This window comes from Flavobacterium geliluteum, assembly GCF_017948595.1.
GTDB classification, from domain to species: Bacteria; Bacteroidota; Bacteroidia; order Flavobacteriales; family Flavobacteriaceae; genus Flavobacterium; species Flavobacterium flavipigmentatum.
In genome coordinates this window covers 29,798-54,460 of the sequence record NZ_JAGFBV010000019.1, presented here as the reverse complement: position 1 = coordinate 54,460, position 24,663 = coordinate 29,798, and the positions used below count along the sequence as shown (strand labels likewise).

Below are 24,663 nucleotides of genomic sequence, written 5' to 3'. Positions count from 1 at the left end.
AAATTTTAATGAATAAGGATAGAGAATATTCTTTAAGTACTGTAATTCATTAAATTAATTTCACTTTAAAGGTAGAATAAATAATTATGATAAAGTGAATTTTTTTACTAATTTTCTTAATAAATCAATATTTTTTCTCTTAATTTATATTTTTAAATAAATTATAATAGAGTAGTTTAAGATGAATTTCAGATCGTTAGTACAGTATTTTAGGTTTACAAATCAGCAACGTACAGGAGTATTTTTATTTTTGGTAGTTATCGTTTCTCTACAGTTGGTTTATTTTTTTGTTGATTTTAATGAGAAAGAAAAAATCACACCAGAAGAGCAAAAATGGATGACTTTGCAACCCCAGATTGATGTTTTAAAGAGCTTGAAATACAATCAAAAGCCAAAAGTATTTCCTTTTAATCCTAATTTTATCTCTGATTATAAAGGATACAAACTCGGAATGTCAGTTCAGGAAATTGACAGACTATTATCCTTTAGAAAAGAAAATAAATATGTTAATTCTGCCAAAGAGTTTCAAGAAGTGACCAAAGTTTCAGATTCTTTACTTCTTGCAATTTCTCCTTATTTTAAATTTCCTGATTGGGTAACTAAAGGAAATGCAGCAAAAAAGTTTAAAAAGGATTCAAATCAGAAGATTTTTTTCAAAAAAGAAAAAATAGTAACTTTAGATATTAATCAGGCGACACAGGAAGATTTGATGAAAATTTATGGAATAGGAGAAGCATTATCTATTCGTATTTTAAAACAAAAAGAAAGCTTTGGAGGTTTTGTTTCGATGGAACAGATGAATGACATTTGGGGGCTTTCTCCAGAAGTACTAGTTGAATTAAATCTACATTTTAAAGTTTCAGCTATTCCAAAATTTAAAAAAATAGCTATAAATGATGCTTCTTTAAAGGAATTGTCTCAGTTTCCTTATTTTAGATATGCTTTGGCAAAACAAATAGTAACGTATCGAAGTATGAACGGAAAAATCATAAATATTGAGGATTTGGTAAAAATTAAAGCTTTTCCTGTTGAAAAAGCAAAAATAATTAGTTTATATTTGGAGTTCTAAAAAAAAACATCTGAAAAATGAATTTTGACTACAACGAAACGCAATCAATGATTGCTGAATCAATAAAAGATTTTGCTGAGAAAAATATAAGACCTAATATAATGGAGTGGGATGAAGCTCAAATTTTCCCGATTCCTTTATTTAAAAAATTAGGAGAGATGGGATTTATGGGAGTTCTTGTTCCTGAGGAATATGGAGGTTCTGGGTTGGGATATCACGAATATATAACAATTATTGAAGAGATTTCTAAGGTAGATCCGTCTATCGGATTGTCTGTAGCGGCCCATAATTCTTTATGCACCAATCATATTTTGACTTTTGGAAATGAAGATCAAAAGAAAAAATGGATTCCGAAATTAGCAACAGCTGAGCATATTGGTGCTTGGGGTTTAACCGAACATAATACGGGTTCTGATGCAGGCGGAATGAATACGACTGCGGTACGAGATGGCGATTCGTGGATTGTAAACGGAGCTAAAAATTTTATTACACATGCTATTTCGGGTGATATTGCAGTGGTAATTGTGCGAACTGGCGAAAAAGGAGATTCAAAAGGTATGACGGCTTTTGTTTTCGAAAAAGGGATGCCGGGATTTTCATCAGGAAAAAAAGAAAATAAATTAGGAATGCGTGCCAGTGAAACAGCCGAATTGGTTTTTGATGGTTGTCGCGTGCCAGATGCCAACAGGTTGGGCGAAGTGGGACAAGGTTTTATTCAGGCCATGAAAATATTAGATGGAGGCAGAATTTCTATCGGTGCATTATCATTAGGAATTGCAAAAGGAGCGTATGAAGCGGCGTTGAAATATTCTAAAGAAAGATACCAATTCGGGCAACCAATCAGTAATTTTCAGGGGATTTCTTTTAAATTGGCAGACATGGCCACTGAAATTGAAGCTTCGGAGTTGTTGTTGCACAAAGCAGCGTTTTTAAAGCAGCAACATAAACCAGTTACAACATTGGGTGCAATGGCCAAAATGTATGCGTCAGAAGTATGTGTAAAGGTGGCTAACGAAGCTGTTCAGATACATGGAGGTTATGGTTATACCAAAGACTTTCCGGTTGAGAAGTTTTACAGAGATGCAAAATTGTGTACGATAGGCGAAGGAACTACTGAAATTCAAAAATTAGTAATTTCTAGAAATTTGTTAAAATAATTTTTTTTGTAAGTTTTTACTTTGTAATTATTTTTTATGGTTTATATTTGAAAAATTATAAATCTTTAAAATTTGAATTATGAAAAAAAGCCTATGTCTTTTTGTGTTATCAATTTTCTTGTCCTGTAGTAAGGAAATTAATGAAAATAAGAATGTTGATGGAAATCTAGACTTTTCATTGATGGATAAAAACATCAAACAAAGAGTAGATGAGTTTGATGGAAAATTTAGTAATGAAGAAGAGGTGAAAAGTTTCGTTGATAAGTATGTTGTTGTGGTAGGGAGTAGCAAACTTTATAATAAGAATTTTGAAAGCAATCCTGAAATAAAGATTCCAAATAATCCTTTTTATAATAATATTGAAAATGCTTTTTTATTAACCTTTTATAATGAATTAGCAAATTCTGATAATTATATGATTTTAGAATTAATAAAAAATAAAAAACAAGAACTTGATTTGAGTAATTTTTCTAGTGGTTTTAAATATCAAACTAATTTTGTTTTATCTTCAGTTGAAAAAACTGTAAATAAGTTATTTTCCTTTTATAGTATTGAAAACAGCTATAGTAATAAAACATTAAAGACTGGTGATTATACAGATTACTTAAAATGTATTGGTAGATATGGAAAAGATATTGGTAGGGCTATAGTGACAGGTGTTGTTGTTGGTGGAATCGCTGGGGTTAAAGTTGGTCTTGCAGGAGGAACTGTCGCTTTACCTGGCGTTGGAACTATAACAGGAGGAGTTGGAGGAGCTGTTTTCGGTGCAGCGTCGGGAGCTGTTGGAGGAGCTGCGACAACTATTATTTGGGCTGCAGTTGATTGTATGCATCATCTTACAATAACTAAATTTGAAGAAGTGTTATACGTAAAAGAAGATTTTTTTGTAGATGAAATGCCTGGGTTAAAATTATCAAAGGAAGATATAGAGCTTTTTAATCAAATGTTGAATGTACCACAAGAAAGTGAATTAATATTAACTGAATAAAAAAATGGATATTAAAAATAAAAAAAATATTTTTGATGTTTTTTGGGATATGATTTTTCCTTTTTTTGTGATAGTCATTTTCTTTTGGATTGTTTTATGGGATAGAGTAGCTTTAACATGGAATTTTAGAATGTATATGGCTTTATTATTGTCTGTTTTTTTTAATTTTTTTTTGAATAAATTTTTGATTAAATCCATGAAAGGGTTTAATAATAGCTCTATTCTGTATGTTTTTTTATGGGAAATAACTATCCCAATTTTAGCAATTTTTATGACTTTTTTATCAATTTTTAAAGAGTATAAATTTTATGATTGGAATATTTTGACTGAGAAGAAAAACTTTGGAATGGTTTGTATTTTTGTCTTTTTAGTTGTTGCTTTTGTATTTTTTTTATTCAGAGGTTTTGATTTTTTTAAAAAAAACAAAAAAAACGTCTCATGATTCATAATTAATAGTTACTTTTGCACCCTTAACGAGAGGAGGTGTCAATATTATGTTAATTATACCAATTAAAGACGGAGAAAATATCGATAGAGCATTAAAGCGCTATAAAAGAAAATTTGATAAAACAGGAACTGTTCGTCAATTAAGAGCACGTACTGCTTTTATTAAGCCTTCTGTAATCAAAAGAGCTCAAATTCAAAAAGCGGCTTACATTCAAAACATGAGAGATGGTTTAGAAAGTTAATACTAGCTTTTCAAAATAATTACCGTTAGTCATCATAAAGTTATAACTTTGATGCTAACGGTTTTTTTATGTCTTTTTTTTTAATTTAATGAATGATAATTTAGATGTAAAGAGATGCTTTGTTAAAAAAATCCTGTCTTTTGATGAAAACAAATAAAGAAGCTTTTCGTGATTATCTTCAATTAGAAAAAAAATATTCCGACCATACCGTAAATGGTTATTTGGCGGATGTTCTGGCTTTTGAGGAGTTTAATAAGGTTTGTTTTGAGCAGGAAAACATCGAAAAAGTAAATTATAGCCAAATAAGAAGCTGGATTGTTTCGCTTGTTGATGCTGAAATTTCGAATGTTTCGGTAAATAGAAAAATGGCTTCTTTAAAGTCTTTTTATAAATTTCTTTTGAAAACAAAACAAATAGAAGTGAGTCCGATGCTGAAACATAAATCGCTAAAAACTCCCAAGACAATTCAAATTCCGTTTTCAGAAAAGGAGCTTGCGGATTTAATGCAAACGATAAATAATCCTTCTGGTTTTGAAGAAGTGCGTGATAAACTAATAATAGATTTGTTGTACACAACAGGAATAAGACGAGCAGAACTCATTCAGCTTCAGGTGCAGAATGTTGATTTGTCTTCAAGTGTAATTAAAGTTTTAGGAAAAAGAAGTAAAGAGCGAATTATTCCTATTTTGCCAATTATAGTGCAGCAGATTAATGTGTATTTAGGAGAACGGTTGAACATGGAAAATATAATCGACGACGAATATTTTTTTATTTCTCAAAAAGGGTTAAAATTGAGTGAATCTTTTGTGTATCGATTAATAAATTCTTACTTTAGTAGGGTCTCTGAAAAAGTAAAGAAGAGTCCGCATGTGCTTCGGCATACTTTTGCGACTCATCTATTAAATAACGGAGCAGATTTAAATTCAGTGAAAGAATTATTAGGACATTCGAGTTTGGCTTCGACACAGGTTTATACTCATAATAGTTTAGCAGAGCTTAAAAAAGTGTATGCGAATGCTCATCCTCGAAATAAATAGTAATTCTGAAATGTTTAACCCTAAAATTAGTATTATGAAGGTAAATGTTCATGCAGTTAACTTTAATGTTGACAGAAAGTTAGTCGATTTCGTTCAGGAAAGAATGGATAAATTAGAAAAATATTATGACCGAGTTGTTTCGTCAGATGTGTATTTAAAGGTTGAGAAGACGAGTGACAAGGAGAATAAATTTGTAGAGATAAAGATTAATGTTCCTGGGGATGATTTTTTAGTTAAAAAACAATGTAAAACATTTGAAGAAGCTGTAGAGCTTTCGGCGGAATCGTTAGAACGTTTACTAGTAAAAAGGAAAGAAAAAATAAGAGCGCATATATAATTGAAATTTTTTTTAAAAAATGTTTTGATTCAAGGATAAAATAACTACATTTGCAGTCCGTTAGAAATAGCGGACTTTTTTTATCAAATAATGCCAGCGTAGCTCAGTTGGCTAGAGCAGCTGATTTGTAATCAGCAGGTCGTGGGTTCGAGTCCCTCCGCCGGCTCAAGAGGCATAGAGTTTTAATAAAAAAAGTAGGGGAGATACTCAAGCGGCCAACGAGGGCAGACTGTAAATCTGCTGTGTGAACTTCGCAGGTTCGAATCCTGCTCTCCCCACAAAAAGAAGAAGTTGAGATTTCGGATTGTAGGTTTTGGGTTTTAAAAAAAAATCTGAAATCTAAATTCAAAAAATCTAAAATCAGAACTCTCTGCCGGTGTAGCTCAGGGGTAGAGTGCTTCCTTGGTAAGGAAGAGGTCTCGGGTTCAATTCCCGACATTGGCTCAAGTAAGTAGGAAATTGAATTAATATATAACTAAGATTAAAAATTAAGTAAAATGGCAAAGGAGAATTTTAATCGTTCCAAACCGCACTTAAACATAGGTACAATTGGACACGTGGATCACGGAAAAACTACATTAACTGCAGCAATTACAAAAGTATTGTCTGATGCTGGTTACTGTCAAGCAAAATCGTTTGATCAAATCGATAACGCTCCAGAGGAGAAAGAAAGAGGTATTACTATTAATACATCGCACGTAGAGTATGAAACAGCTAACCGTCACTACGCTCACGTTGACTGTCCAGGTCACGCGGATTACGTAAAAAACATGGTTACTGGTGCTGCTCAAATGGATGGTGCTATCTTGGTAGTTGCTGCTACAGATGGTCCAATGCCACAAACTCGTGAGCACATCCTTTTAGGTCGCCAGGTTGGTATTCCTAGAATGGTTGTTTTCATGAACAAAGTAGATATGGTTGACGACGCTGAGTTGTTAGAGCTTGTTGAAATGGAAATTAGAGATTTATTGTCTTTCTATGAATATGATGGAGATAATGGTCCTGTTGTTCAAGGTTCTGCTTTAGGAGGATTGAATAATGATCCTGCTTGGGTTCCTAAAATCATTGAATTAATGGAAGCTGTAGATTCTTGGATCGAAGAGCCAATCCGTGATACTGCAAAACCATTCTTGATGCCAGTTGAGGATGTATTTACAATTACTGGTCGTGGAACTGTTGCTACAGGTCGTATCGAAACTGGTATTGCTAATACAGGAGATGCTGTTGAAATCATTGGTATGGGAGCTGATAAATTAACTTCTACTATTACAGGAGTTGAGATGTTCCGTAAAATCCTTGACAGAGGAGAAGCTGGAGATAACGTAGGTTTATTGTTAAGAGGTGTTGATAAAGAATCTATCAAAAGAGGAATGGTTATCATTAAGCCAGGATCAGTAAAACCACACGCTACTTTCAAAGCTGAAGTTTATATCTTGAAAAAAGAAGAAGGTGGACGTCATACTCCATTCCATAATAACTACCGTCCACAGTTCTACGTTCGTACAACTGACGTGACAGGAGTTATTACTTTACCAGAAGGTGTAGAGATGGTAATGCCAGGAGATAACTTGACTATCAATGTTTCTTTATTAAGCCCAATCGCAATGAGCGTAGGTTTACGTTTTGCTATCCGTGAAGGTGGTAGAACAGTAGGAGCTGGTCAGGTGACTGAAATCGTAGGTTAATCCTATAAAATTATAAAAAGCCAGTTGATTTTCTTAACTGAAATCACTGGCTTTTAATTACGGGCGTAGTTCAAGGGTAGAATAGCGGTCTCCAAAACCGTTGATGGGGGTTCGAATCCCTCCGCCCGTGCAATAAAAAATATATCAAATGACAAAAGTTACTAATTATTTATCAGAGGCTTTCGAAGAGTTAAAGTCAAATGTTACTTGGCCTGAATGGGCTGAGGTTCAAAAATTGACAATTGTTGTGGCTGTGTTTTCAATCTTATTCGCTTTGGCGACTTGGGGAGTAGACGAATTTTTTGCAAAAGCTTTGGCTGGATTTTTTAACTGGTTAAAAGGATAATTTTTTTGTGATGGCAGATAATAATGTAAAAAAATGGTACGTAGTTAGAGCTGTAAGCGGACAGGAAAACAAAGTCAAAGCTTACATCGAAACTGAGATTGCCAGATTAGGTATGGGCGATTATGTTTCCCAAGTTTTAGTGCCTACAGAAAAAGTAGTTACTGTAAAAGAGGGAAAGAAAATGTCTAAGGATAAAGTTTATTTTCCTGGATATGTTATGATCGAAGCTAACTTAGTTGGTGAGATACCTCATATTATCAAGTCTATTACTAGTGTAATTGGTTTTTTAGGTGAGATCAAAGGTGGAGAACCTGTTCCTTTGAGACTTTCTGAAGTAAATAGAATGTTAGGTAAAGTGGATGAGTTGGCTGTAAATACAGATACTCGCGCTATTCCTTTCAACTTAGGTGAAACTGTAAAAGTGATCGATGGTCCTTTTAATGGATTTAACGGAACGGTTGAAAAAATCAATGAAGAAAAGCGTAAACTTGAAGTAATGGTGAAGATTTTCGGAAGAAAAACGCCATTAGAATTGAGTTTTATGCAGGTTGAAAAAGTATAATTTTTGTTACATCTATAATAACCACTATAATTGCTTCCAATAATTATAGTGTTAAATTTTTTAAAAAATGGCTAAAGAAATTAGTAAGGTAGTTAAACTACAAGTTAAGGGAGGTGCTGCGAATCCATCGCCACCGGTTGGACCTGCTTTAGGAGCTGCTGGAGTTAATATCATGGAGTTCTGTAAGCAGTTTAATGCTAGAACACAAGATAAACCCGGCAAAATATGCCCAGTACAAATTACTGTGTATAAAGACAAATCATTTGATTTTGTTGTAAAAACTCCTCCAGCCGCTGTCCAATTATTGGAAGCTGCAAAGCTAAAGTCTGGATCAGGTGAACCAAATCGTAAAAAAGTAGCTAGTGTTACTTGGGACGTTATCAAAGCAATTGCTGAAGATAAAATGGTAGATTTAAATGCATTTACAATCGAATCTGCTATGAGCATGATCGCTGGAACTGCTAGATCTATGGGTATAACTGTATCAGGAGATGCTCCTTTTTAATTAAGAGAAAGAAATGGCAAAATTAACAAAAAAGCAAAAAGAGGCTGCTTCAAAAATTGAAAAGAACAAACTATACTCTTTAAAAGATGCAGCTGCATTAATTAAAGTTATAGCTTCTGCAAAATTTGATGAGTCAGTTGATATCGCAGTTCGTTTGGGTGTAGATCCAAGAAAAGCGAATCAAATGGTTAGAGGTGTGGTTACATTACCTCACGGAACAGGTAAAGACGTTAAAGTATTAGCATTGGTTACTCCAGATAAAGAAGCGGAAGCTAAAGAAGCTGGAGCTGATTATGTAGGTCTTGACGATTATTTACAAAAAATTAAAGATGGTTGGACAGATGTTGATGTAATTATCACGATGCCAGCTGTTATGGGTAAATTAGGTCCATTAGGTCGTATTTTAGGACCTAGAGGTTTAATGCCAAACCCTAAAACAGGTACTGTAACTATGGATGTTGCAAAAGCTGTTGCAGAGGTTAAAGCTGGTAAAATTGACTTTAAAGTTGATAAAACTGGTATCGTACATGCAGGAATTGGTAAAGTTTCTTTTGGAGCGGAGCAAATTTATGACAATGCACACGAAATTATTCAAACATTAATCAAACTTAAACCAACTGCTGCTAAAGGTACCTATATTAAAGGTATTCACCTTACAAGCACTATGAGTCCTGCAATCGCATTGGACCCTAAAGCAGTATAATTGGTAGTTAATAATTTTTAGTATGACTAGAGAAGAAAAATCAATCGCGATTGAAGATTTAACTGCACAGTTAGCTGGTACAAATATTATTTATGTATCTGATATTTCTGGATTAAACGCAGAAACAACTTCAAGCTTAAGAAGAGCTTGCTTTAAAGCAGGTATTAAATTAGAGGTTGTAAAAAATACTTTGCTTGCAAAAGCAATGGAAGCTTCTGCTAATGACTATGGTGATTTACCTTCAGTATTGACTGGTAATAGTGCTATATTTATTTCAGATGTGGCAAATGCACCTGGAAAAATAATTAAAGATTTCAGAAAAAAATCAGCTAAACCTTTATTAAAAGGAGCTTATATTAATTCTGAAATTTATATTGGTGATGATCAATTAGATGCGTTAGCAACTATTAAATCTAAAGAAGAACTTCTTGGAGAACTTATTGGATTGTTACAATCACCAGCTCAAAGAATTATCTCTGCTTTACAAAATAAATTCGCAGGTAGCGAAGAAGAAACTGAAGCATAATAATTATTGTAAGGAATTTATTTTCCTTGCAGCTTAAATAGCGCACAATAAACAAAATATAATTTTACAAATCATTTTAAACGATAGAAAAAATGGCAGATTTGAAACAATTCGCAGAACAATTAGTTAACTTAACAGTTAAAGAAGTTAACGAATTAGCAACAATATTAAAAGATGAGTATGGTATCGAGCCTGCTGCTGCAGCTGTAGTAGTTGCTGCTGGTGGTGGAGAAGGTGCTGCTGAAGAAGCACAAACTGAATTTACAGTAGTATTGAAAGAAGCTGGAGCTTCTAAATTAGCTGTTGTAAAATTAGTTAAAGAACTTACAGGTTTAGGTCTTAAAGAAGCTAAAGATGTAGTTGACGGTGCTCCAAGTAACGTTAAAGAAGGTGTTTCTAAAGAAGAGGCTGAAGGTCTTAAAAAATCATTAGAAGAAGCTGGAGCTGTAGTTGAACTTAAATAAGTTTACTCGGTTTTAAGAACTAGGTTTAGGTCTTGAGTGAACGCTCAATGACCTAAACCATTTTTCGTATAATAAAATATTACAAGTTTTATTATCACATAGTTTAAAATACGAAAAAGTTTTTGATCAATACGAAGAAAAAAATTGAACCGGTTTTTACAGATTCATTTTTAAAGATGTGTTGATTTTAAAAAGAAGGTATCTATTAAACATTGTGTTTTTACACAAAAAATTACTTTTTTTTAATCAAAATTTTGTCCATTGATGATAACAAATCAGACTGAAAGATTGAATTTTGCCTCTACAAAAAATATTCCTGACTATCCAGATTTTCTAGATGTTCAGGTTAAATCTTTTAAAGATTTCTTTCAATTAGAAACGAAATCTGACGAAAGAGGCAACGAAGGGTTATACAATACCTTCATGGAAAACTTTCCAATTACAGATACAAGAAATAACTTTGTATTGGAGTTCCTAGATTATTTTGTTGATCCACCACGTTATACAATTCAAGAATGTATAGAGAGAGGTCTTACCTATAGTGTGCCTTTAAAAGCCAGGTTGAAACTATATTGTACTGACCCAGAACACGAAGATTTTGAAACTATTGTACAAGATGTTTATCTTGGAACAATACCTTATATGACGCCAAGCGGTACTTTTGTTATCAACGGTGCTGAGCGTGTAGTAGTATCTCAACTACACCGTTCTCCTGGAGTTTTCTTTGGACAATCATTCCATGCAAATGGAACAAAACTTTATTCTGCCAGAGTAATTCCTTTTAAAGGTTCTTGGATAGAATTTTCTACGGATATCAATAGCGTAATGTATGCTTATATCGATAGAAAGAAAAAATTACCTGTTACTACTTTATTCCGTGCAATCGGGTTTGAGAGAGACAAGGATATCCTTGAAATTTTTGACCTTGCTGAAGAAATTAAAGTTTCTAAAACGGGAATTAAAAAATATATTGGAAGAAGACTTGCTGCACGTGTATTAAACACTTGGCACGAGGATTTCGTAGATGAAGATACCGGAGAGGTAGTTTCTATCGAACGTAACGAAATTATCCTTGATAGAGATACTATTATCGACAAAGATAATGTTGAAGAAATCATTGATTCTAACGTAAAATCTATTTTGTTGCACAAAGAGGATAATAATCAAGCAGATTATGCTATTATCCACAACACATTACAAAAGGATCCAACAAACTCTGAAAAAGAAGCTGTAGAGCACATTTACCGTCAGTTGCGTAACGCTGAACCGCCTGATGAGGAAACTGCTCGTGGTATTATAGATAAATTGTTCTTCTCTGATCAACGTTATAATTTAGGTGAAGTTGGTCGTTACAGAATGAACAAAAAACTTGGTTTGGATATCCCAATGGAGAAGCAAGTGCTTACCAAAGAAGATATTATTACCATTGTAAAATATTTGATCGAGTTGATCAACTCTAAAGCAGAGATTGATGATATCGATCACTTATCAAACCGTCGTGTTAGAACAGTTGGAGAACAATTGTCTCAACAATTCGGTGTTGGTTTGGCACGTATGGCGAGAACTATTCGTGAGAGAATGAACGTTAGAGATAACGAGGTGTTTACACCAATCGATTTGATTAATGCTAAAACATTATCATCGGTTATCAACTCTTTCTTTGGTACAAACCAGTTGTCTCAATTTATGGATCAAACGAATCCATTAGCTGAAATTACACACAAAAGAAGATTATCTGCACTTGGACCTGGTGGACTTTCGAGAGAGAGAGCTGGATTTGAGGTTCGTGACGTTCACTATACACACTATGGTCGTTTATGTCCGATTGAAACTCCAGAGGGACCAAACATTGGTTTGATTTCTTCTCTTGGTGTTTATGCTAAAGTGAACGGAATGGGTTTCATCGAAACACCTTACCGTAAAGTTACAAATGGTGTAGTTGATTTAGAAAGTACTCCTATATATTTAAGTGCAGAGGAAGAAGAAGGAAAAATGATTGCTCAGGCAAACATTGAAATGGATGCAACAGGTAAAATTACAGCAAGCAATGTTATTGCTCGTGAGGAAGGTGACTTCCCAGTTGTTGAGCCTTCTGCAGTACATTATACAGACGTTGCACCGAACCAGATCGCTTCGATTTCGGCTTCATTGATTCCTTTCTTGGAGCATGATGATGCGAACCGTGCGTTGATGGGATCTAACATGATGCGTCAGGCGGTTCCTTTGATCCGTCCGGAAGCACCAATTGTTGGTACAGGTTTAGAGCGTCAGGTGGCTTCAGATTCCAGAGTATTGATTAATGCTGAAGGAGATGGAACTGTAGAATATGTGGATGCCAATATTATCACTATCAAATACGACCGTACTGAGGAAGAAAGAATGGTAAGTTTTGATGCTGATGAGAAAACATATAACTTAATTAAATTTAGAAAAACCAATCAAGGTACAAGTATCAACTTAAAACCAATCGTAAGAAAGGGAGACAGAGTAGTTCTTGGTCAAGTATTATCAGAAGGATATGCGACTCAAAATGGTGAATTGGCTTTAGGTAGAAACCTAAAAGTTGCGTTCATGCCATGGAAAGGGTATAACTTTGAGGATGCGATTGTAATTTCTGAGAAAGTAGTTCGTGATGATATTTTTACTTCTATCCACGTTGATGATTATTCATTAGAGGTTAGAGATACTAAGTTAGGAAATGAAGAGTTAACAAACGATATTCCTAACGTTTCTGAAGAAGCTACCAAAGATTTAGATGAAAACGGTATGATCAGAATTGGAGCAGAGGTTAAACCTGGCGACATTTTGATCGGAAAAATTACACCAAAAGGAGAATCAGATCCTACTCCTGAAGAGAAATTGCTTCGTGCAATCTTTGGGGATAAAGCAGGTGATGTAAAAGATGCTTCATTAAAAGCTTCTCCATCTTTACACGGTGTAGTTCTTGACAAAAAATTATTTGCAAGAGCCGTAAAAGATAAACGTAAACGTACTCAGGATAAAGATGCTTTAGGCGCTTTAGAAATGGAGTTTGAAACTAAATTTGTTGAATTAAAAGACAGATTGGTTGAAAAATTATTCCTGATTGTTAACGGAAAAACATCTCAAGGTGTAATGAATGATTTGGGTGAAGAAGTTTTACCAAAAGGTAAAAAATATACTCAGAAAATGCTTTACGCAGTAGAAGATTTTGCTCACTTAAGCAAAGGTCAATGGGTTGCTGATGACGCTACAAATAAAATGGTGAATGATTTAATTCATAACTATAAAATTAAGCTGAACGACTTACAAGGATCTTTAAGAAGAGAGAAATTCACTATTACAGTTGGAGATGAATTACCATCTGGAATCTTGAAATTAGCGAAAATTTACATCGCTAAAAAACGTAAACTGAAAGTAGGGGATAAAATGGCAGGACGTCACGGTAACAAAGGTATTGTTGCAAGAATCGTTCGTCATGAAGATATGCCTTTCCTTGAAGACGGAACACCGGTAGATATCGTATTGAATCCACTTGGGGTACCTTCACGTATGAACATTGGTCAGATTTATGAAACGGTACTTGGATGGGCTGGACAAAATTTAGGTAGAAAATTTGCTACTCCAATTTTTGATGGTGCTTCTTTAGACCAAATTAATGAATTAACTGATGAAGCTGGAGTGCCACGTTTTGGACATACATACCTTTATGATGGTGGTACTGGAGAGCGTTTCCATCAAGCAGCAACCGTGGGTGTAATTTACATGCTTAAATTAGGACACATGGTTGATGATAAGATGCACGCACGTTCTATCGGACCATACTCGTTGATTACACAACAGCCACTTGGAGGTAAAGCTCAATTTGGAGGTCAGCGTTTTGGAGAGATGGAGGTTTGGGCACTTGAGGCTTATGGAGCATCAAGTACGCTACGTGAAATCTTAACAGTTAAGTCGGATGACGTTATTGGTAGAGCAAAAACTTACGAAGCTATCGTTAAGGGTGAGTCTATGCCAGAACCGGGATTACCTGAATCATTCAATGTATTGATGCATGAATTGAAAGGTCTTGGACTTGACATTCGTTTAGAAGAATAGTATTTTAGTATTCAGTGTTCAGTATTTAGTAATCAGTGATAAACTGAACACTAAATTCTGAATACTGAACACTTTTTTAAAAGAGTTTTTAGGATTTATACCCGTAAACCGTTCCGATTTTTTATAAAAACTACATGTTTTATAATTAGCACTTCAAAATAATAAAGGTTTGAAGTTTAGAGAAGTAACCCGAGGTTGTGTTTTGAAAGCTGTATGTCTTAAGCTTTAAGCCGCAGGCACGTGCCTAAAGCATATAGCGTAATGCGTAAAGCTTCAAAAAGAATCAATTTTTTAATTGCAAATAAATCAATAGTAAAAACTATGATGAATAATAGAAATAATAATAAGGATAAAAATCCGGTAAAAAGATTTAACAAAATCTCTATTGGATTAGCTTCGCCTGAGTCTATTTTAAAAGAATCAAGAGGAGAGGTTTTAAAACCAGAAACAATCAACTACAGAACGCACAAACCTGAGCGTGATGGACTTTTCTGCGAAAGAATCTTCGGACCTGTTAAAGATTTTGAGTGTGCTTGTGGTAAATATAAAAGAATTCGTTACAAGGGAATCATTTGTGACCGTTGTGGTGTTGAAGTTACAGAGAAAAAAGTACGTCGTGATAGAGTAGGACACATCAATCTGGTTGTGCCAATTGCTCATATCTGGTATTTCCGTTCTCTTCCAAACAAAATTGGTTATATCCTTGGTCTTCCGTCTAAGAAATTAGATATGATTATTTACTACGAAAGATATGTAGTAATTCAGGCTGGTATAGCTAAAAATGCAGATGGAGAATCATTACAAAGACTAGATTTCTTAACTGAAGAAGAATATTTGAATATTTTAGATACTCTTCCACAGGAAAACCAATATTTAGATGATTTTGATCCTAATAAATTTGTTGCCAAAATGGGAGCAGAGTGTATTATGGATTTATTGGCGCGTATTGACTTAGATGAGTTATCTTACCAACTAAGACACAGTGCTAACAATGAAACATCTAAACAACGTAAAACTGAGGCTTTAAAAAGATTACAAGTTGTAGAGTCTTTCCGTGAGTCTAATTTAAACCGCGAAAATCGTCCTGAATGGATGATTATGAAAGTGGTTCCTGTTATTCCACCAGAATTACGTCCACTTGTACCGCTTGATGGAGGTCGTTTTGCAACTTCAGATTTAAATGACTTATACCGTCGTGTGATCATCCGTAATAACCGTTTGAAAAGATTAATGGAGATTAAAGCTCCTGAAGTAATCTTGAGAAACGAAAAACGTATGTTGCAGGAATCTGTAGATTCATTGTTTGATAACACACGTAAAGCTTCTGCTGTTAAAACAGAATCTAACAGACCATTAAAATCATTATCTGATTCCTTAAAAGGTAAGCAAGGACGTTTCCGTCAAAACTTACTTGGAAAACGTGTGGATTATTCTGCTCGTTCGGTAATTGTTGTTGGTCCTGAATTGAAATTATTCGAATGCGGATTGCCAAAAGATATGGCATCTGAGTTATACAAACCTTTCGTTATCCGTAAATTGATTGAAAGAGGTATTGTAAAAACAGTAAAATCTGCTAAGAAAATTATAGACAAAAAAGAGCCCGTAGTTTGGGATATTCTTGAAAACGTAATTAAAGGACACCCAGTATTACTTAACCGTGCTCCTACGTTACACAGATTGGGTATTCAGGCTTTCCAGCCAAAATTAATTGAAGGAAAAGCGATCCAATTGCACCCATTAGTATGTACGGCTTTCAACGCCGATTTTGATGGGGATCAGATGGCAGTTCACTTGCCGTTAGGACCAGAGGCTATTTTAGAGGCACAATTATTAATGTTGGCTTCTCATAACATTCTGAATCCTGCAAATGGTGCTCCAATTACAGTACCTTCTCAGGATATGGTTTTGGGTCTATATTATATGACCAAAGAACGTATCTCGACACCAGAACATGTAATTTTAGGTCAAGACTTAACTTTCTATTCTGCTGAAGAAGTTAATATTGCATTAAACGAAGGAAAATTAGAATTGAATGCTCGTGTAAAAATTAGAGCAAAAGATTTTAATGAAGCTGGAGAATTGGTGTATAAAATTATCCAAACTACTGCAGGACGTGTATTATTTAACGAAGTAGTACCTGAAGCAGCTGGATACATCAATGATGTATTGACTAAGAAAAACCTTAGAGATATTATTGGACACATTTTAAGTGTGACAAACGTACCTACTACTGCAGCTTTCTTGGATAATATGAAAGATATGGGTTATAAATTTGCCTTTAGAGGAGGTTTGTCATTCTCTCTTGGTGATATTAGAATTCCAGAACAAAAAACTAAATTAATTGCAGATGCTAGAGAGCAAGTTGACGGTATTTCTGTAAATTATAACATGGGTCTTATTACCAATAACGAACGTTACAACCAAGTTATTGATGTTTGGACTTCTGCAAATGCTCAGTTGACAGAATTAGCAATGAAAAATATTAGAGAAGACCAACAAGGTTTCAACTCAGTATATATGATGCTTGACTCTGGGGCGAGGGGTTCTAAAGAACAAATTCGTCAGTTAACCGGTATGCGTGGTTTGATGGCTAAGCCTAAAAAATCTACTGCTGGTGGTGGAGAAATTATTGAAAACCCGATTCTTTCTAACTTTAAGGAAGGTCTTTCGATTCTTGAGTATTTCATTTCTACTCACGGTGCTCGTAAAGGACTTGCGGATACGGCTCTTAAAACTGCCGATGCTGGGTACTTAACAAGAAGACTTCATGACGTTTCACAAGATGTTATTGTAAACATCGAAGATTGTGGAACTTTAAGAGGTGTTGAAGTTTCTGCTTTGAAGAAAAATGAGGAAATTGTTGAATCTTTAGGAGAAAGAATTTTAGGACGTGTTGCATTGCAAGATGTTATAAATCCTCTTACGAATGAAGTATTAGTTCAGTCTGGTCACCAAATTACTGAAGCAATAATGAGAGTTATCGAAGCTTCACCTATTGAAAAAGTAGAAGTAAGATCGCCATTAACTTGTGAGGCTTTAAAAGGTATTTGTGCTAAATGTTATGGTAGAAATTTAGCTACCGGAAAAATGACACAAAGAGGTGAAGCAGTAGGAGTTATTGCAGCTCAGTCTATTGGAGAGCCAGGTACACAGTTAACACTTCGTACGTTCCACGTTGGAGGGGTTGCTGGAGGTATCTCTGAAGAATCTAGTATTGTTACAAGATTTAACGGTAGACTTGAGATTGAAGATTTAAAAACCGTTAAGGGTGAAGACAGCGAAGGTAATGCGGTAGATATCGTAGTATCGCGTTCAACTGAATTAAAATTGGTTGACGAGAAAACTGGAATCGTCTTAAATACACACAATATTCCTTACGGATCTAGTATCTTTGTTAAGGATGGTGAAGTAGTTACTAAAGGATCTGTGATCTGTAAATGGGATCCATATAATGGTGTAATTGTTTCTGAGTTTACTGGTAAGATTGCTTACGAGGATTTAGAGCAAGGACAATCATTCATGGTCGAAATTGATGAGCAAACAGGTTTCCAGGAAAAAGTAATTTCTGAAGCTAGAAACAAAAAATTAATTCCAACTTTATTGGTTTATGGTAAAGAAGGCGAATTGATTCGTTCGTATAACTTACCGGTAGGGGCACACCTTATGGTTGAGAATGGTGAGAAAATTAAAGCAGGTAAAGTATTAGTAAAAATCCCACGTCGTTCTTCTAAAGCAGGAGATATTACAGGAGGTTTACCAAGAATTACGGAGTTGCTTGAGGCTCGTAACCCTTCAAACCCAGCTGTCGTTTCTGAAATTGACGGTGTTGTATCTTTTGGAAAAATCAAAAGAGGTAACCGTGAAATTGTTATCGAATCTAAATTTGGTGAGATTAAAAAGTATTTAGTTAAACTTTCAAGCCAAATTCTAGTACAAGAAAATGACTTCGTAAGAGCGGGAGTACCATTGTCTGACGGTGCAATTACACCAGATGATATTTTAAGAATTCAAGGTCCGGCTGCTGTTCAACAGTATTTGGTAAACGAAATTCAAGAGGTATACCGTCTACAAGGGGTAAAAATTAATGACAAGCACTTTGAGGTAGTTATTCGTCAAATGATGCGTAAGGTTAGAGTTCAAGATCCAGGAGATACATTATTCTTAGAAGATCAATTAATTCATACTAAAGACTTTATTGTTCAAAACGATAAATTATATGGTATGAAAGTAGTTGAAGATGCTGGAGATTCTGCTGTATTAAAACCAGGTCAGATTATTACACCTCGTGACTTACGTGATGAAAATTCATTACTAAAACGTAACGATAAAAATCTGGTAGTAGCAAGAGATGTAATTACTGCAACGGCAACGCCAGTTTTACAAGGTATCACAAGAGCTTCGCTACAAACTAAATCATTTATTTCTGCTGCTTCTTTCCAAGAAACAACAAAAGTACTTAACGAAGCTGCAGTAGCTGGAAAAGTTGATGATCTAGAAGGATTGAAGGAAAATGTAATTGTTGGACATAGAATTCCTGCGGGAACTGGTATGAGAGAATACGATAATACTATTGTAGGATCTAAAGACGATTACAACGAAATGATGGCTAATAAAGAAGAATATATCTATTAATTCTTATCTAAATCCCTCTTTTCTTTAAGAGAAGAGGGAATTTAGAATAAAAATAAAATTATGAGTAATCCGAAACAACAACAAGAGCAAATAAATATCGAGTTAGACGAGACTATTGCAGAAGGAATTTATTCTAACCTTGCAATTATAAATCATTCATCTTCTGAATTTGTTTTAGATTTTGTGAATATAATGCCCGGAACTCCTAAAGCCAAAGTGAAATCGAGAATTGTCTTGACGCCACAACATGCTAAAAGATTATTAAGAGCAATTGGTGAAAATATTCATAGATTTGAAGCCACCCATGGTGAAATCAAAGAAACGGAACAGGCGCCAATACCGCTTAATTTTGGTCCGGCAGGACAAGCATAAAATATAAAAGCTCCAGAAATGGGGCTTTTTTTATGTCTATAAAATGATGAGTTTTTACTTTCTAATTAAATGCGGGTACTATTCTTTTTAATTGATAATAGCTTTATAAAGCATCCAAAGGAGAATTAATAGAGATATTATGTACTTAGTCCGATTTTAATTCATTTTATCGAATAAATTTTAATAGACAAGCATTTGGAGCTACTTTAGACAAACCTAAAAAAGATTGATTTTTGAAATATGATGACTTAGTAAGGTTTATTGATTCAAATTAAAAAAAAGCGCTAATTTTTAAAATTAGCGCTTTTTTTATTTGCTTTTAAAATAGATTTATTCAAATTCTGAAGTAAAAAATAACTTAACCGTTGGATATTTACTTTGCGTCATTTGAATAGTAAAATCAGAATCAGCAAGAAAGACTAACTGACCGTATTTATCATGCGCCAAGAATTTTTGTTTGATACGTTTAAACTCTTTAAACTCATTATTTTTGGCATCGTCTGGCTTTACCCAGCATGCTTTATGAACAGGGAAGTTTTCATAGGTACATTTGGCACCATATTCATGTTCTAATCGATATTGAATCACCTCGTATTGTAGAGCACCAACTGTACCAATAATTTTACGATTATTCATTTCTAAGGTAAACAACTGTGCAACACCTTCATCCATTAACTGATCGACACCTTTGTCCAATTGTTTGGCTTTCATAGGGTCTGCATTGTTAATGTATCTAAAATGTTCTGGTGAGAAACTCGGAATTCCTTTAAAACTCATAATTTCTCCTTCAGTTAAGGTATCACCAATTTTAAAGTTTCCAGTATCGTGTAACCCAACAATGTCGCCGGGATATGAAATGTCAACTATTTCTTTTTTCTCAGCAAAAAAAGCATTTGGACTTGAGAATTTTAAGTTTTTCTTCTGGCGTACATGATAATAAGGCTTATTTCTTTCAAAAGTACCAGAGACGATCTTGATAAAAGCCAAACGGTCTCGGTGTTTTGGATCCATGTTAGCATGAATTTTAAAAACAAATCCAGACATTTTTTCTTCAGCAGGATCTACAAGACGAGTTTCAGAATCTTTCGGTCTCGGAGACGGAGCAATCGTTACAAAGCAGTCTAATAATTCTCTAACCCCAAAATTATTCAAAGCAGAACCAAAAAACACAGGTTGAAGTTTCCCGTCTAAATAATCCTGACGATCAAATTTTGGATAAACTTCATCAATTAATTCTAATTCTTCTCGTAATTTGTCCGCTGGTTTTTGACCAATAATTTTTTCCAGTTCAGGACTTTGAACATCAGAAAAAGCAATTGTTTCCTCAATGTTTTTGCGGCTGTCACCACTAAAAAGATTGATGTTTTGTTCCCACAAATTGTAAATTCCCTGAAAATCATACCCCATTCCGATTGGGAAACTCAAAGGAGTTACCGTAAGACCCAGTTTTTGTTCAACCTCGTCCATAAGGTCAAAAGCATCTTTTCCTTCACGGTCCAATTTATTGATGAAAACGATAATAGGAATATTACGCATTCTGCAAACTGCAACCAATTTTTCAGTTTGTTCCTCTACCCCTTTTGCAACGTCAATCACTACAATAACACTGTCTACAGCGGTTAAAGTTCTAAAAGTATCTTCGGCAAAATCCTTGTGTCCTGGTGTATCAAGAATGTTGATTTTTTTTTCTTTATAATTAAAAGCAAGTACAGAAGTAGAAACAGAAATACCTCTTTGGCGTTCGATTTCCATAAAGTCACTTGTTGCTCCTTTTTTAATTTTATTGTTTTTTACGGCACCTGCTTCCTGAATCGCTCCTCCAAAAAGCAACAATTTTTCAGTTAATGTTGTTTTACCTGCATCTGGATGCGATATAATTCCGAAGGTTCTTCTGCGTTGTATTTCTTTTAAAAAGCTCATATTTTGTATCAATAGGTTGCAAAAGTACTATTAATTACGGGCTAATAAAAATATTCACTTCTTAAATTTAAAGGTCCCTGTTTTATACAAATGATCCTTTATGCTAAAAAAATAAGGCTGTCTTTTGAGGACAGCCTTAGATTATGTTTTTTTTAAATTATTGATTGATTGACCAAACCGAATATCCTCTCGGTGGACATTGAATTTTGACCCATTTGTCTCCCTGAGTTGTAGGGTACCAAGTTGAATTTCCTGTAAAATCTTTAATTTGAGTATTGGCCCAGTTAGTCTGAATCCATCTTTCTTGCCAAGTGTCAGAATTATTTAGGTACACTACCAGTCCCGGATTTCCGTTATAACCATTTCTTCTTGCGATATACTCATCATTATCCGTATACAAAATAGAGGTATTTCCTGTTGCTTTGTTGTTGTGAATCCAGATTAAGTTATTTAGTTTTGATTTATTCAGCCATTCTTCATAATCTCTGTAGAAAATAGTCGGATAACCTTCATGAGTCAAAATATAGGCATAGGCCAACATCTTACCTGAGATTTCATCAGTATCGTGGTTCGAAACAAAAGTTACAGCTTTGTAAGGATTTCTTTTCCACATCATGTCATCATTCAATACATTTAAATTGTTACCATCAAAGGCATCATTCATTTTATAGTAACAGGCAAAATCAAATACCGAACTATTGGCGTTATTAGCCCACCATTCAAGTGTGTTTACATTGGCATCCCAATATTCTCCCACAGAAAATCCGCCTACATTTGCGTTCCAGGCATTTACAACCCACGGCCCAAAACCTTTTACGTAATCAAATCTCCAGCCATCAAATTTCATGGTATTTTTATAATATTTCCCCACTCCGTCCGCTCTTAACCATAACCAGTCCTTTACATAAGGATCGGCGTGACATAAATCTGGGAATCCCCCAAAAGAGCCTTCATCATTGTTTCCGAAACTGTTTTTATAAAAATTAGCAGCAGAACGTTTGAATTTGCCTGAAGAGATACCCGTAAAATTTGTCCAGGTATTGGTTCCTGTAAAAGGATTCGCTTCAGATTGTCCGCCACTGTTGTGGTTGATTACAATATCTGCATAAACCTGCATGTTTTCAGCGTGTGCTTTTGTAATTAAGCTCACCAACTCTGTTTTAGAACCAAAACGGGTTTCTGTTGTTCCGTTTTGATTATAATCTCCAAAATCAAAATAATCGGTAGGATCGTAACCCATAGAAAAGGGACCGTTTTGCGCTTTAGAGACAGGCGGCAACCATACAGATCCGATTCCGGCATTTGACCAGTCTGTTAGTTTGGTATTTACGGTATTCCACCAATTTCCTCCTGCGGGAACATCCCAATAAAAGGCCTGCATCATAACGCCGCCACCAGGATTGGCTACATATTTGCCTGTTGATGACGATTTTTTTCCGGTGCTAAATGGTTGACCATCATGTGTGGTAACATTGATAACTTCAAATTGTTCGCTTTGAGCTTTGGTGTCAATATCTGTACTTTCATTGGTTTCGCACGAATAGAAAAATGCAAGAGCTGCGCCGAATACAAAAAATCTAAAATTTGGTTTTTTCATAATAATGTTTGGTTAAGTTAGTAAAGGTATTAATGGCTGAATTATGATTTTGATAATTATCGTTTCTTAAAAATGATGAATAATCATTATTTTGATATATAAATCACAAATCAAAAACTAAAGTAGTTAATTTTTTAATTTGTATTAATTGTAAGAAAATATTTTCGTTACGAAAACGTTGTAGTGTTGAAAAGTTTTTTATTTTTAATGAAAAGCCAATAGATTATCAAATAGAGATTATTTGATTTTATGAAAGAGATAAATGATAATTTATTTTGCAGAAAATAAGATAGATTTTAGATAAATTCCCGAAGTTTTTACAATTAAAGCCTTTGCAGATTGTTGAATTTGCTTACTTCTATATAATTTTTTGTTAATACTATTCTGGATTGTTGTATTATGTGTTTGAATTGTTATTTTTGTTCGCAATAAGTCAAAAAAAAGAAGTTTGTTTACATTCATAAAATAAAAATCAATTTGGCTCATCATAAGGACTTTACATTCAAATTAAATTTAAAATAATGTTATCAAAAAAACTACAGCTAAAAACTATTGATTACAAGTTTGTACTAACAATATGTTTTTTACTTTTTTTCAACTCAATTATTTCTGCTCAGGAGATCATCAAAGATTCTGTTGTGGCTCAAGTACCTGTTGAAATTCCTTCAGGGCAAAGGCAAAAAATTGACGGTATTATTGCTACAGTTGGAGATTATATTGTTTTGGATTCTGATATTGACAAAGGATTTTTAGAAATCAGTTCTCAGGGAGGTTCTGTAAAAGATATTACAAGATGCCAGATGCTAGGCAAGTTATTGGAAGATAAATTGTATGCGCATCAGGCTATTCAGGATAGTATCGTAGTGAGTGATGCCGAGATTAGAGGTATGATGGACGAAAGGCTGAATTATATGATGCAGCAAGCGGGTGGAGACATCAATAAAATTGTAGCATTTTACAAAAAAAATTCGGTAGAAGAATTTAAAACGTATTTTTCAGATATTTTAAAAGAACAAAAATTAGCTTCAGAAATGAGGGACAAAATCATTGGTGCAGTAGAAATTACACCTGAGGAAGTTCGTAATTTCTTTAAAAGTATTCCAAAAGAAGAATTGCCAACATTTGGTGCCGAAATGGAAGTAGCTCAGATTGTGGTTGAGCCAAAAGTATCTAAAGAGGATAAGCAGAAAGTTATTGACAAACTGAATGCTATGCGAAAGGATGTTTTAGATGGAGCGAGTTTTGCTACCAAAGCGGTTTTGTATTCACAAGATAAAGCTTCTCTCCCAAATGGAGGTTTTTATAAAATGAACCGTAAAACTCCTTTTGTAAAAGAATTTAAAGATGTTGCTTTTAGTCTGGCGGAAGGTGAGATTTCGGAACCATTTGAAACCATTTTCGGATATCATATTATTGTAGTAGAAAAGATAAAAGGACAAGAGGTAGAATTGCGCCACATTTTAATTTCTCCCAAAGTAAATGAGGAAGCGTTGAAAGAAGCAAAAGAAAGAATTACCAACATCAGATCAAAAATAGAAAGCAAACAAATTACTTTTGCTGACGCTGCCAGAACAGAATCTGACGAAAAAGAAACAAGAGCCAACGGAGGAACATTAATCAACCCAAATACACAAGATACACGTTTTGAGTTGACCAAAATGGATCCTACATTGTACAATCAAATTTCAAATTTAAAAGATGATGAGATTTCTCAACCAATTTTAGATACAGATGAAAAAGAAAAAAAAACATATAAACTGATTACCGTTACTAATAGAATAGATCAACATACAGCTGATTATGCTAAAGATTATACTAAAATTAAAGAGTTGGCCTTAAAAGAAAAGCAAATTAAAGCCATTGGAAAATGGTTTGATGATAAAATTAAAGATACTTATATCAAAATCATCGCCGAATATAAAACCTGTAATTTTACAAACAATTGGTTGAAAAAATAATTTTTATAAAATAAATAAAAAGAGTTAGTTTTATGATTT

General features: G+C 34.2%; 20 protein-coding genes and 4 tRNA genes. 22 read left to right on the top strand and 2 right to left on the bottom strand.

The window, feature by feature from the left end:
- Window positions 1-181 precede the first annotated feature (181 nt).
- The 21 genes from J3495_RS12530 (at window position 182) to J3495_RS12430 (ending at window position 19,149) form a co-directional block, all read left to right on the top strand.
- Window positions 182-1,069 carry a ComEA family DNA-binding protein gene (locus tag J3495_RS12530; RefSeq protein WP_210666884.1) on the top strand — a complete coding sequence of 296 codons (888 nt, stop codon included), beginning with the start codon at window positions 182-184 and terminating at the stop codon, window positions 1,067-1,069.
- 17 nt (window positions 1,070-1,086) lie between these two features.
- A complete protein-coding gene (locus J3495_RS12525) occupies window positions 1,087-2,226 on the top strand; it encodes an acyl-CoA dehydrogenase family protein (RefSeq protein ID WP_210666883.1) in 1,140 nt (379 codons plus the stop codon).
- A gap of 79 nt (window positions 2,227-2,305) precedes the next feature.
- Window positions 2,306-3,214: a hypothetical protein gene (locus tag J3495_RS12520; RefSeq protein WP_210666882.1), complete on the top strand. Its 909-nt coding sequence runs from the start codon at window positions 2,306-2,308 to the stop codon at window positions 3,212-3,214.
- Window positions 3,215-3,218: 4 nt separating this feature from the next.
- Window positions 3,219-3,656 carry a hypothetical protein gene (locus J3495_RS12515; protein WP_210666881.1) on the top strand — a complete coding sequence of 146 codons (438 nt, stop codon included), beginning with the start codon at window positions 3,219-3,221 and terminating at the stop codon, window positions 3,654-3,656.
- A gap of 52 nt (window positions 3,657-3,708) precedes the next feature.
- Window positions 3,709-3,903 carry a 30S ribosomal protein S21 gene (rpsU, locus tag J3495_RS12510; RefSeq protein ID WP_026985791.1) on the top strand — a complete coding sequence of 65 codons (195 nt, stop codon included), beginning with the start codon at window positions 3,709-3,711 and terminating at the stop codon, window positions 3,901-3,903.
- A 143-nt stretch (window positions 3,904-4,046) separates the two neighbouring features.
- Entirely contained in the window at window positions 4,047-4,940 is an 894-nt protein-coding gene (locus J3495_RS12505; RefSeq protein WP_210666880.1) for a tyrosine-type recombinase/integrase, read from the top strand.
- A gap of 34 nt (window positions 4,941-4,974) precedes the next feature.
- A complete protein-coding gene (gene hpf, locus J3495_RS12500) occupies window positions 4,975-5,277 on the top strand; it encodes a ribosome hibernation-promoting factor, HPF/YfiA family (protein ID WP_210666879.1) in 303 nt (100 codons plus the stop codon).
- A gap of 92 nt (window positions 5,278-5,369) precedes the next feature.
- Window positions 5,370-5,443, top strand: a tRNA-Thr gene (locus J3495_RS12495).
- Between the two features lie 31 nt (window positions 5,444-5,474).
- Window positions 5,475-5,555: transfer RNA gene (locus tag J3495_RS12490), tRNA-Tyr, on the top strand.
- A gap of 94 nt (window positions 5,556-5,649) precedes the next feature.
- Window positions 5,650-5,721 (top strand) — tRNA-Thr (locus J3495_RS12485).
- Between the two features lie 53 nt (window positions 5,722-5,774).
- Window positions 5,775-6,962, top strand: a complete 1,188-nt coding sequence (tuf, locus tag J3495_RS12480; RefSeq protein ID WP_056195151.1) for an elongation factor Tu — start codon at window positions 5,775-5,777, stop codon at window positions 6,960-6,962.
- Between the two features lie 59 nt (window positions 6,963-7,021).
- Window positions 7,022-7,092: transfer RNA gene (locus J3495_RS12475), tRNA-Trp, on the top strand.
- A gap of 18 nt (window positions 7,093-7,110) precedes the next feature.
- Window positions 7,111-7,308: a preprotein translocase subunit SecE gene (gene secE / locus J3495_RS12470; RefSeq protein ID WP_210666878.1), complete on the top strand. Its 198-nt coding sequence runs from the start codon at window positions 7,111-7,113 to the stop codon at window positions 7,306-7,308.
- Between the two features lie 10 nt (window positions 7,309-7,318).
- On the top strand, window positions 7,319-7,870 hold the full coding sequence (gene nusG, locus J3495_RS12465; RefSeq protein ID WP_029273444.1) for a transcription termination/antitermination protein NusG: 552 nt from the start codon (window positions 7,319-7,321) through the stop codon (window positions 7,868-7,870).
- Window positions 7,871-7,937: 67 nt separating this feature from the next.
- The gene (gene rplK / locus J3495_RS12460; RefSeq protein ID WP_007807442.1) at window positions 7,938-8,375 is read left to right on the top strand and encodes a 50S ribosomal protein L11; all 438 of its coding nucleotides are present in this window, start codon (window positions 7,938-7,940) and stop codon (window positions 8,373-8,375) included.
- A gap of 13 nt (window positions 8,376-8,388) precedes the next feature.
- Window positions 8,389-9,078: a 50S ribosomal protein L1 gene (gene rplA / locus J3495_RS12455; protein ID WP_007807440.1), complete on the top strand. Its 690-nt coding sequence runs from the start codon at window positions 8,389-8,391 to the stop codon at window positions 9,076-9,078.
- A 22-nt stretch (window positions 9,079-9,100) separates the two neighbouring features.
- Entirely contained in the window at window positions 9,101-9,604 is a 504-nt protein-coding gene (gene rplJ, locus J3495_RS12450) for a 50S ribosomal protein L10 (protein ID WP_210666877.1), read from the top strand.
- 92 nt (window positions 9,605-9,696) lie between these two features.
- Entirely contained in the window at window positions 9,697-10,068 is a 372-nt protein-coding gene (gene rplL, locus J3495_RS12445; RefSeq protein ID WP_007807437.1) for a 50S ribosomal protein L7/L12, read from the top strand.
- A 264-nt stretch (window positions 10,069-10,332) separates the two neighbouring features.
- The gene (gene rpoB / locus J3495_RS12440; RefSeq protein ID WP_210666876.1) at window positions 10,333-14,145 is read left to right on the top strand and encodes a DNA-directed RNA polymerase subunit beta; all 3,813 of its coding nucleotides are present in this window, start codon (window positions 10,333-10,335) and stop codon (window positions 14,143-14,145) included.
- Between the two features lie 321 nt (window positions 14,146-14,466).
- Window positions 14,467-18,777, top strand: coding sequence for a DNA-directed RNA polymerase subunit beta' (rpoC, locus tag J3495_RS12435; protein WP_210666912.1), 4,311 nt, complete (start codon window positions 14,467-14,469; stop codon window positions 18,775-18,777).
- 60 nt (window positions 18,778-18,837) lie between these two features.
- Window positions 18,838-19,149, top strand: coding sequence for a DUF3467 domain-containing protein (locus J3495_RS12430; RefSeq protein ID WP_210666875.1), 312 nt, complete (start codon window positions 18,838-18,840; stop codon window positions 19,147-19,149).
- 330 nt (window positions 19,150-19,479) lie between these two features.
- Here the strand turns inward: J3495_RS12430 and J3495_RS12425 are convergent, their stop codons facing one another.
- Both J3495_RS12425 and J3495_RS12420 read right to left on the bottom strand, forming a co-directional pair.
- The gene (locus J3495_RS12425; protein WP_210666874.1) at window positions 19,480-21,069 is read right to left on the bottom strand and encodes a peptide chain release factor 3; all 1,590 of its coding nucleotides are present in this window, start codon (window positions 21,067-21,069) and stop codon (window positions 19,480-19,482) included.
- A 157-nt stretch (window positions 21,070-21,226) separates the two neighbouring features.
- Window positions 21,227-22,666 carry an alpha-amylase gene (locus J3495_RS12420; RefSeq protein WP_210666873.1) on the bottom strand — a complete coding sequence of 480 codons (1,440 nt, stop codon included), beginning with the start codon at window positions 22,664-22,666 and terminating at the stop codon, window positions 21,227-21,229.
- 521 nt (window positions 22,667-23,187) lie between these two features.
- Here J3495_RS12420 and J3495_RS12415 point away from each other — a divergent pair.
- Window positions 23,188-24,624 (top strand): peptidylprolyl isomerase, encoded by a 1,437-nt coding sequence (locus J3495_RS12415; protein ID WP_210666872.1) that lies wholly within the window; start codon window positions 23,188-23,190, stop codon window positions 24,622-24,624.
- The last annotated feature ends 39 nt before the right edge of the window (window positions 24,625-24,663 follow it).

Excerpts from the sequence above, each read along its gene's own strand:
- J3495_RS12420 (WP_210666873.1), bottom strand. The coding sequence starts at position 22,666 with ATGAAAAAACCAAATTTTAGATTTTTTGTATTCGGCGCAGCTCTTGCA.
- J3495_RS12430 (WP_210666875.1), top strand. The coding sequence starts at position 18,838 with ATGAGTAATCCGAAACAACAACAAGAGCAAATAAATATCGAGTTAGAC.
- rpoB (WP_210666876.1), top strand. The coding sequence starts at position 10,333 with ATGATAACAAATCAGACTGAAAGATTGAATTTTGCCTCTACAAAAAAT.
- rpsU (WP_026985791.1), top strand. The coding sequence starts at position 3,709 with ATGTTAATTATACCAATTAAAGACGGAGAAAATATCGATAGAGCATTA.
- J3495_RS12525 (WP_210666883.1), top strand. The coding sequence starts at position 1,087 with ATGAATTTTGACTACAACGAAACGCAATCAATGATTGCTGAATCAATA.
- rplA (WP_007807440.1), top strand. The coding sequence starts at position 8,389 with ATGGCAAAATTAACAAAAAAGCAAAAAGAGGCTGCTTCAAAAATTGAA.
- J3495_RS12530 (WP_210666884.1), top strand. The coding sequence starts at position 182 with ATGAATTTCAGATCGTTAGTACAGTATTTTAGGTTTACAAATCAGCAA.
- tuf (WP_056195151.1), top strand. The coding sequence starts at position 5,775 with ATGGCAAAGGAGAATTTTAATCGTTCCAAACCGCACTTAAACATAGGT.
- J3495_RS12505 (WP_210666880.1), top strand. The coding sequence starts at position 4,047 with ATGAAAACAAATAAAGAAGCTTTTCGTGATTATCTTCAATTAGAAAAA.
- J3495_RS12415 (WP_210666872.1), top strand. The coding sequence starts at position 23,188 with ATGTTATCAAAAAAACTACAGCTAAAAACTATTGATTACAAGTTTGTA.
- secE (WP_210666878.1), top strand. The coding sequence starts at position 7,111 with ATGACAAAAGTTACTAATTATTTATCAGAGGCTTTCGAAGAGTTAAAG.
- nusG (WP_029273444.1), top strand. The coding sequence starts at position 7,319 with ATGGCAGATAATAATGTAAAAAAATGGTACGTAGTTAGAGCTGTAAGC.
- rpoC (WP_210666912.1), top strand. The coding sequence starts at position 14,467 with ATGATGAATAATAGAAATAATAATAAGGATAAAAATCCGGTAAAAAGA.
- rplJ (WP_210666877.1), top strand. The coding sequence starts at position 9,101 with ATGACTAGAGAAGAAAAATCAATCGCGATTGAAGATTTAACTGCACAG.
- rplK (WP_007807442.1), top strand. The coding sequence starts at position 7,938 with ATGGCTAAAGAAATTAGTAAGGTAGTTAAACTACAAGTTAAGGGAGGT.
- hpf (WP_210666879.1), top strand. The coding sequence starts at position 4,975 with ATGAAGGTAAATGTTCATGCAGTTAACTTTAATGTTGACAGAAAGTTA.
- J3495_RS12520 (WP_210666882.1), top strand. The coding sequence starts at position 2,306 with ATGAAAAAAAGCCTATGTCTTTTTGTGTTATCAATTTTCTTGTCCTGT.
- rplL (WP_007807437.1), top strand. The coding sequence starts at position 9,697 with ATGGCAGATTTGAAACAATTCGCAGAACAATTAGTTAACTTAACAGTT.
- J3495_RS12515 (WP_210666881.1), top strand. The coding sequence starts at position 3,219 with ATGGATATTAAAAATAAAAAAAATATTTTTGATGTTTTTTGGGATATG.
- J3495_RS12425 (WP_210666874.1), bottom strand. The coding sequence starts at position 21,069 with ATGAGCTTTTTAAAAGAAATACAACGCAGAAGAACCTTCGGAATTATA.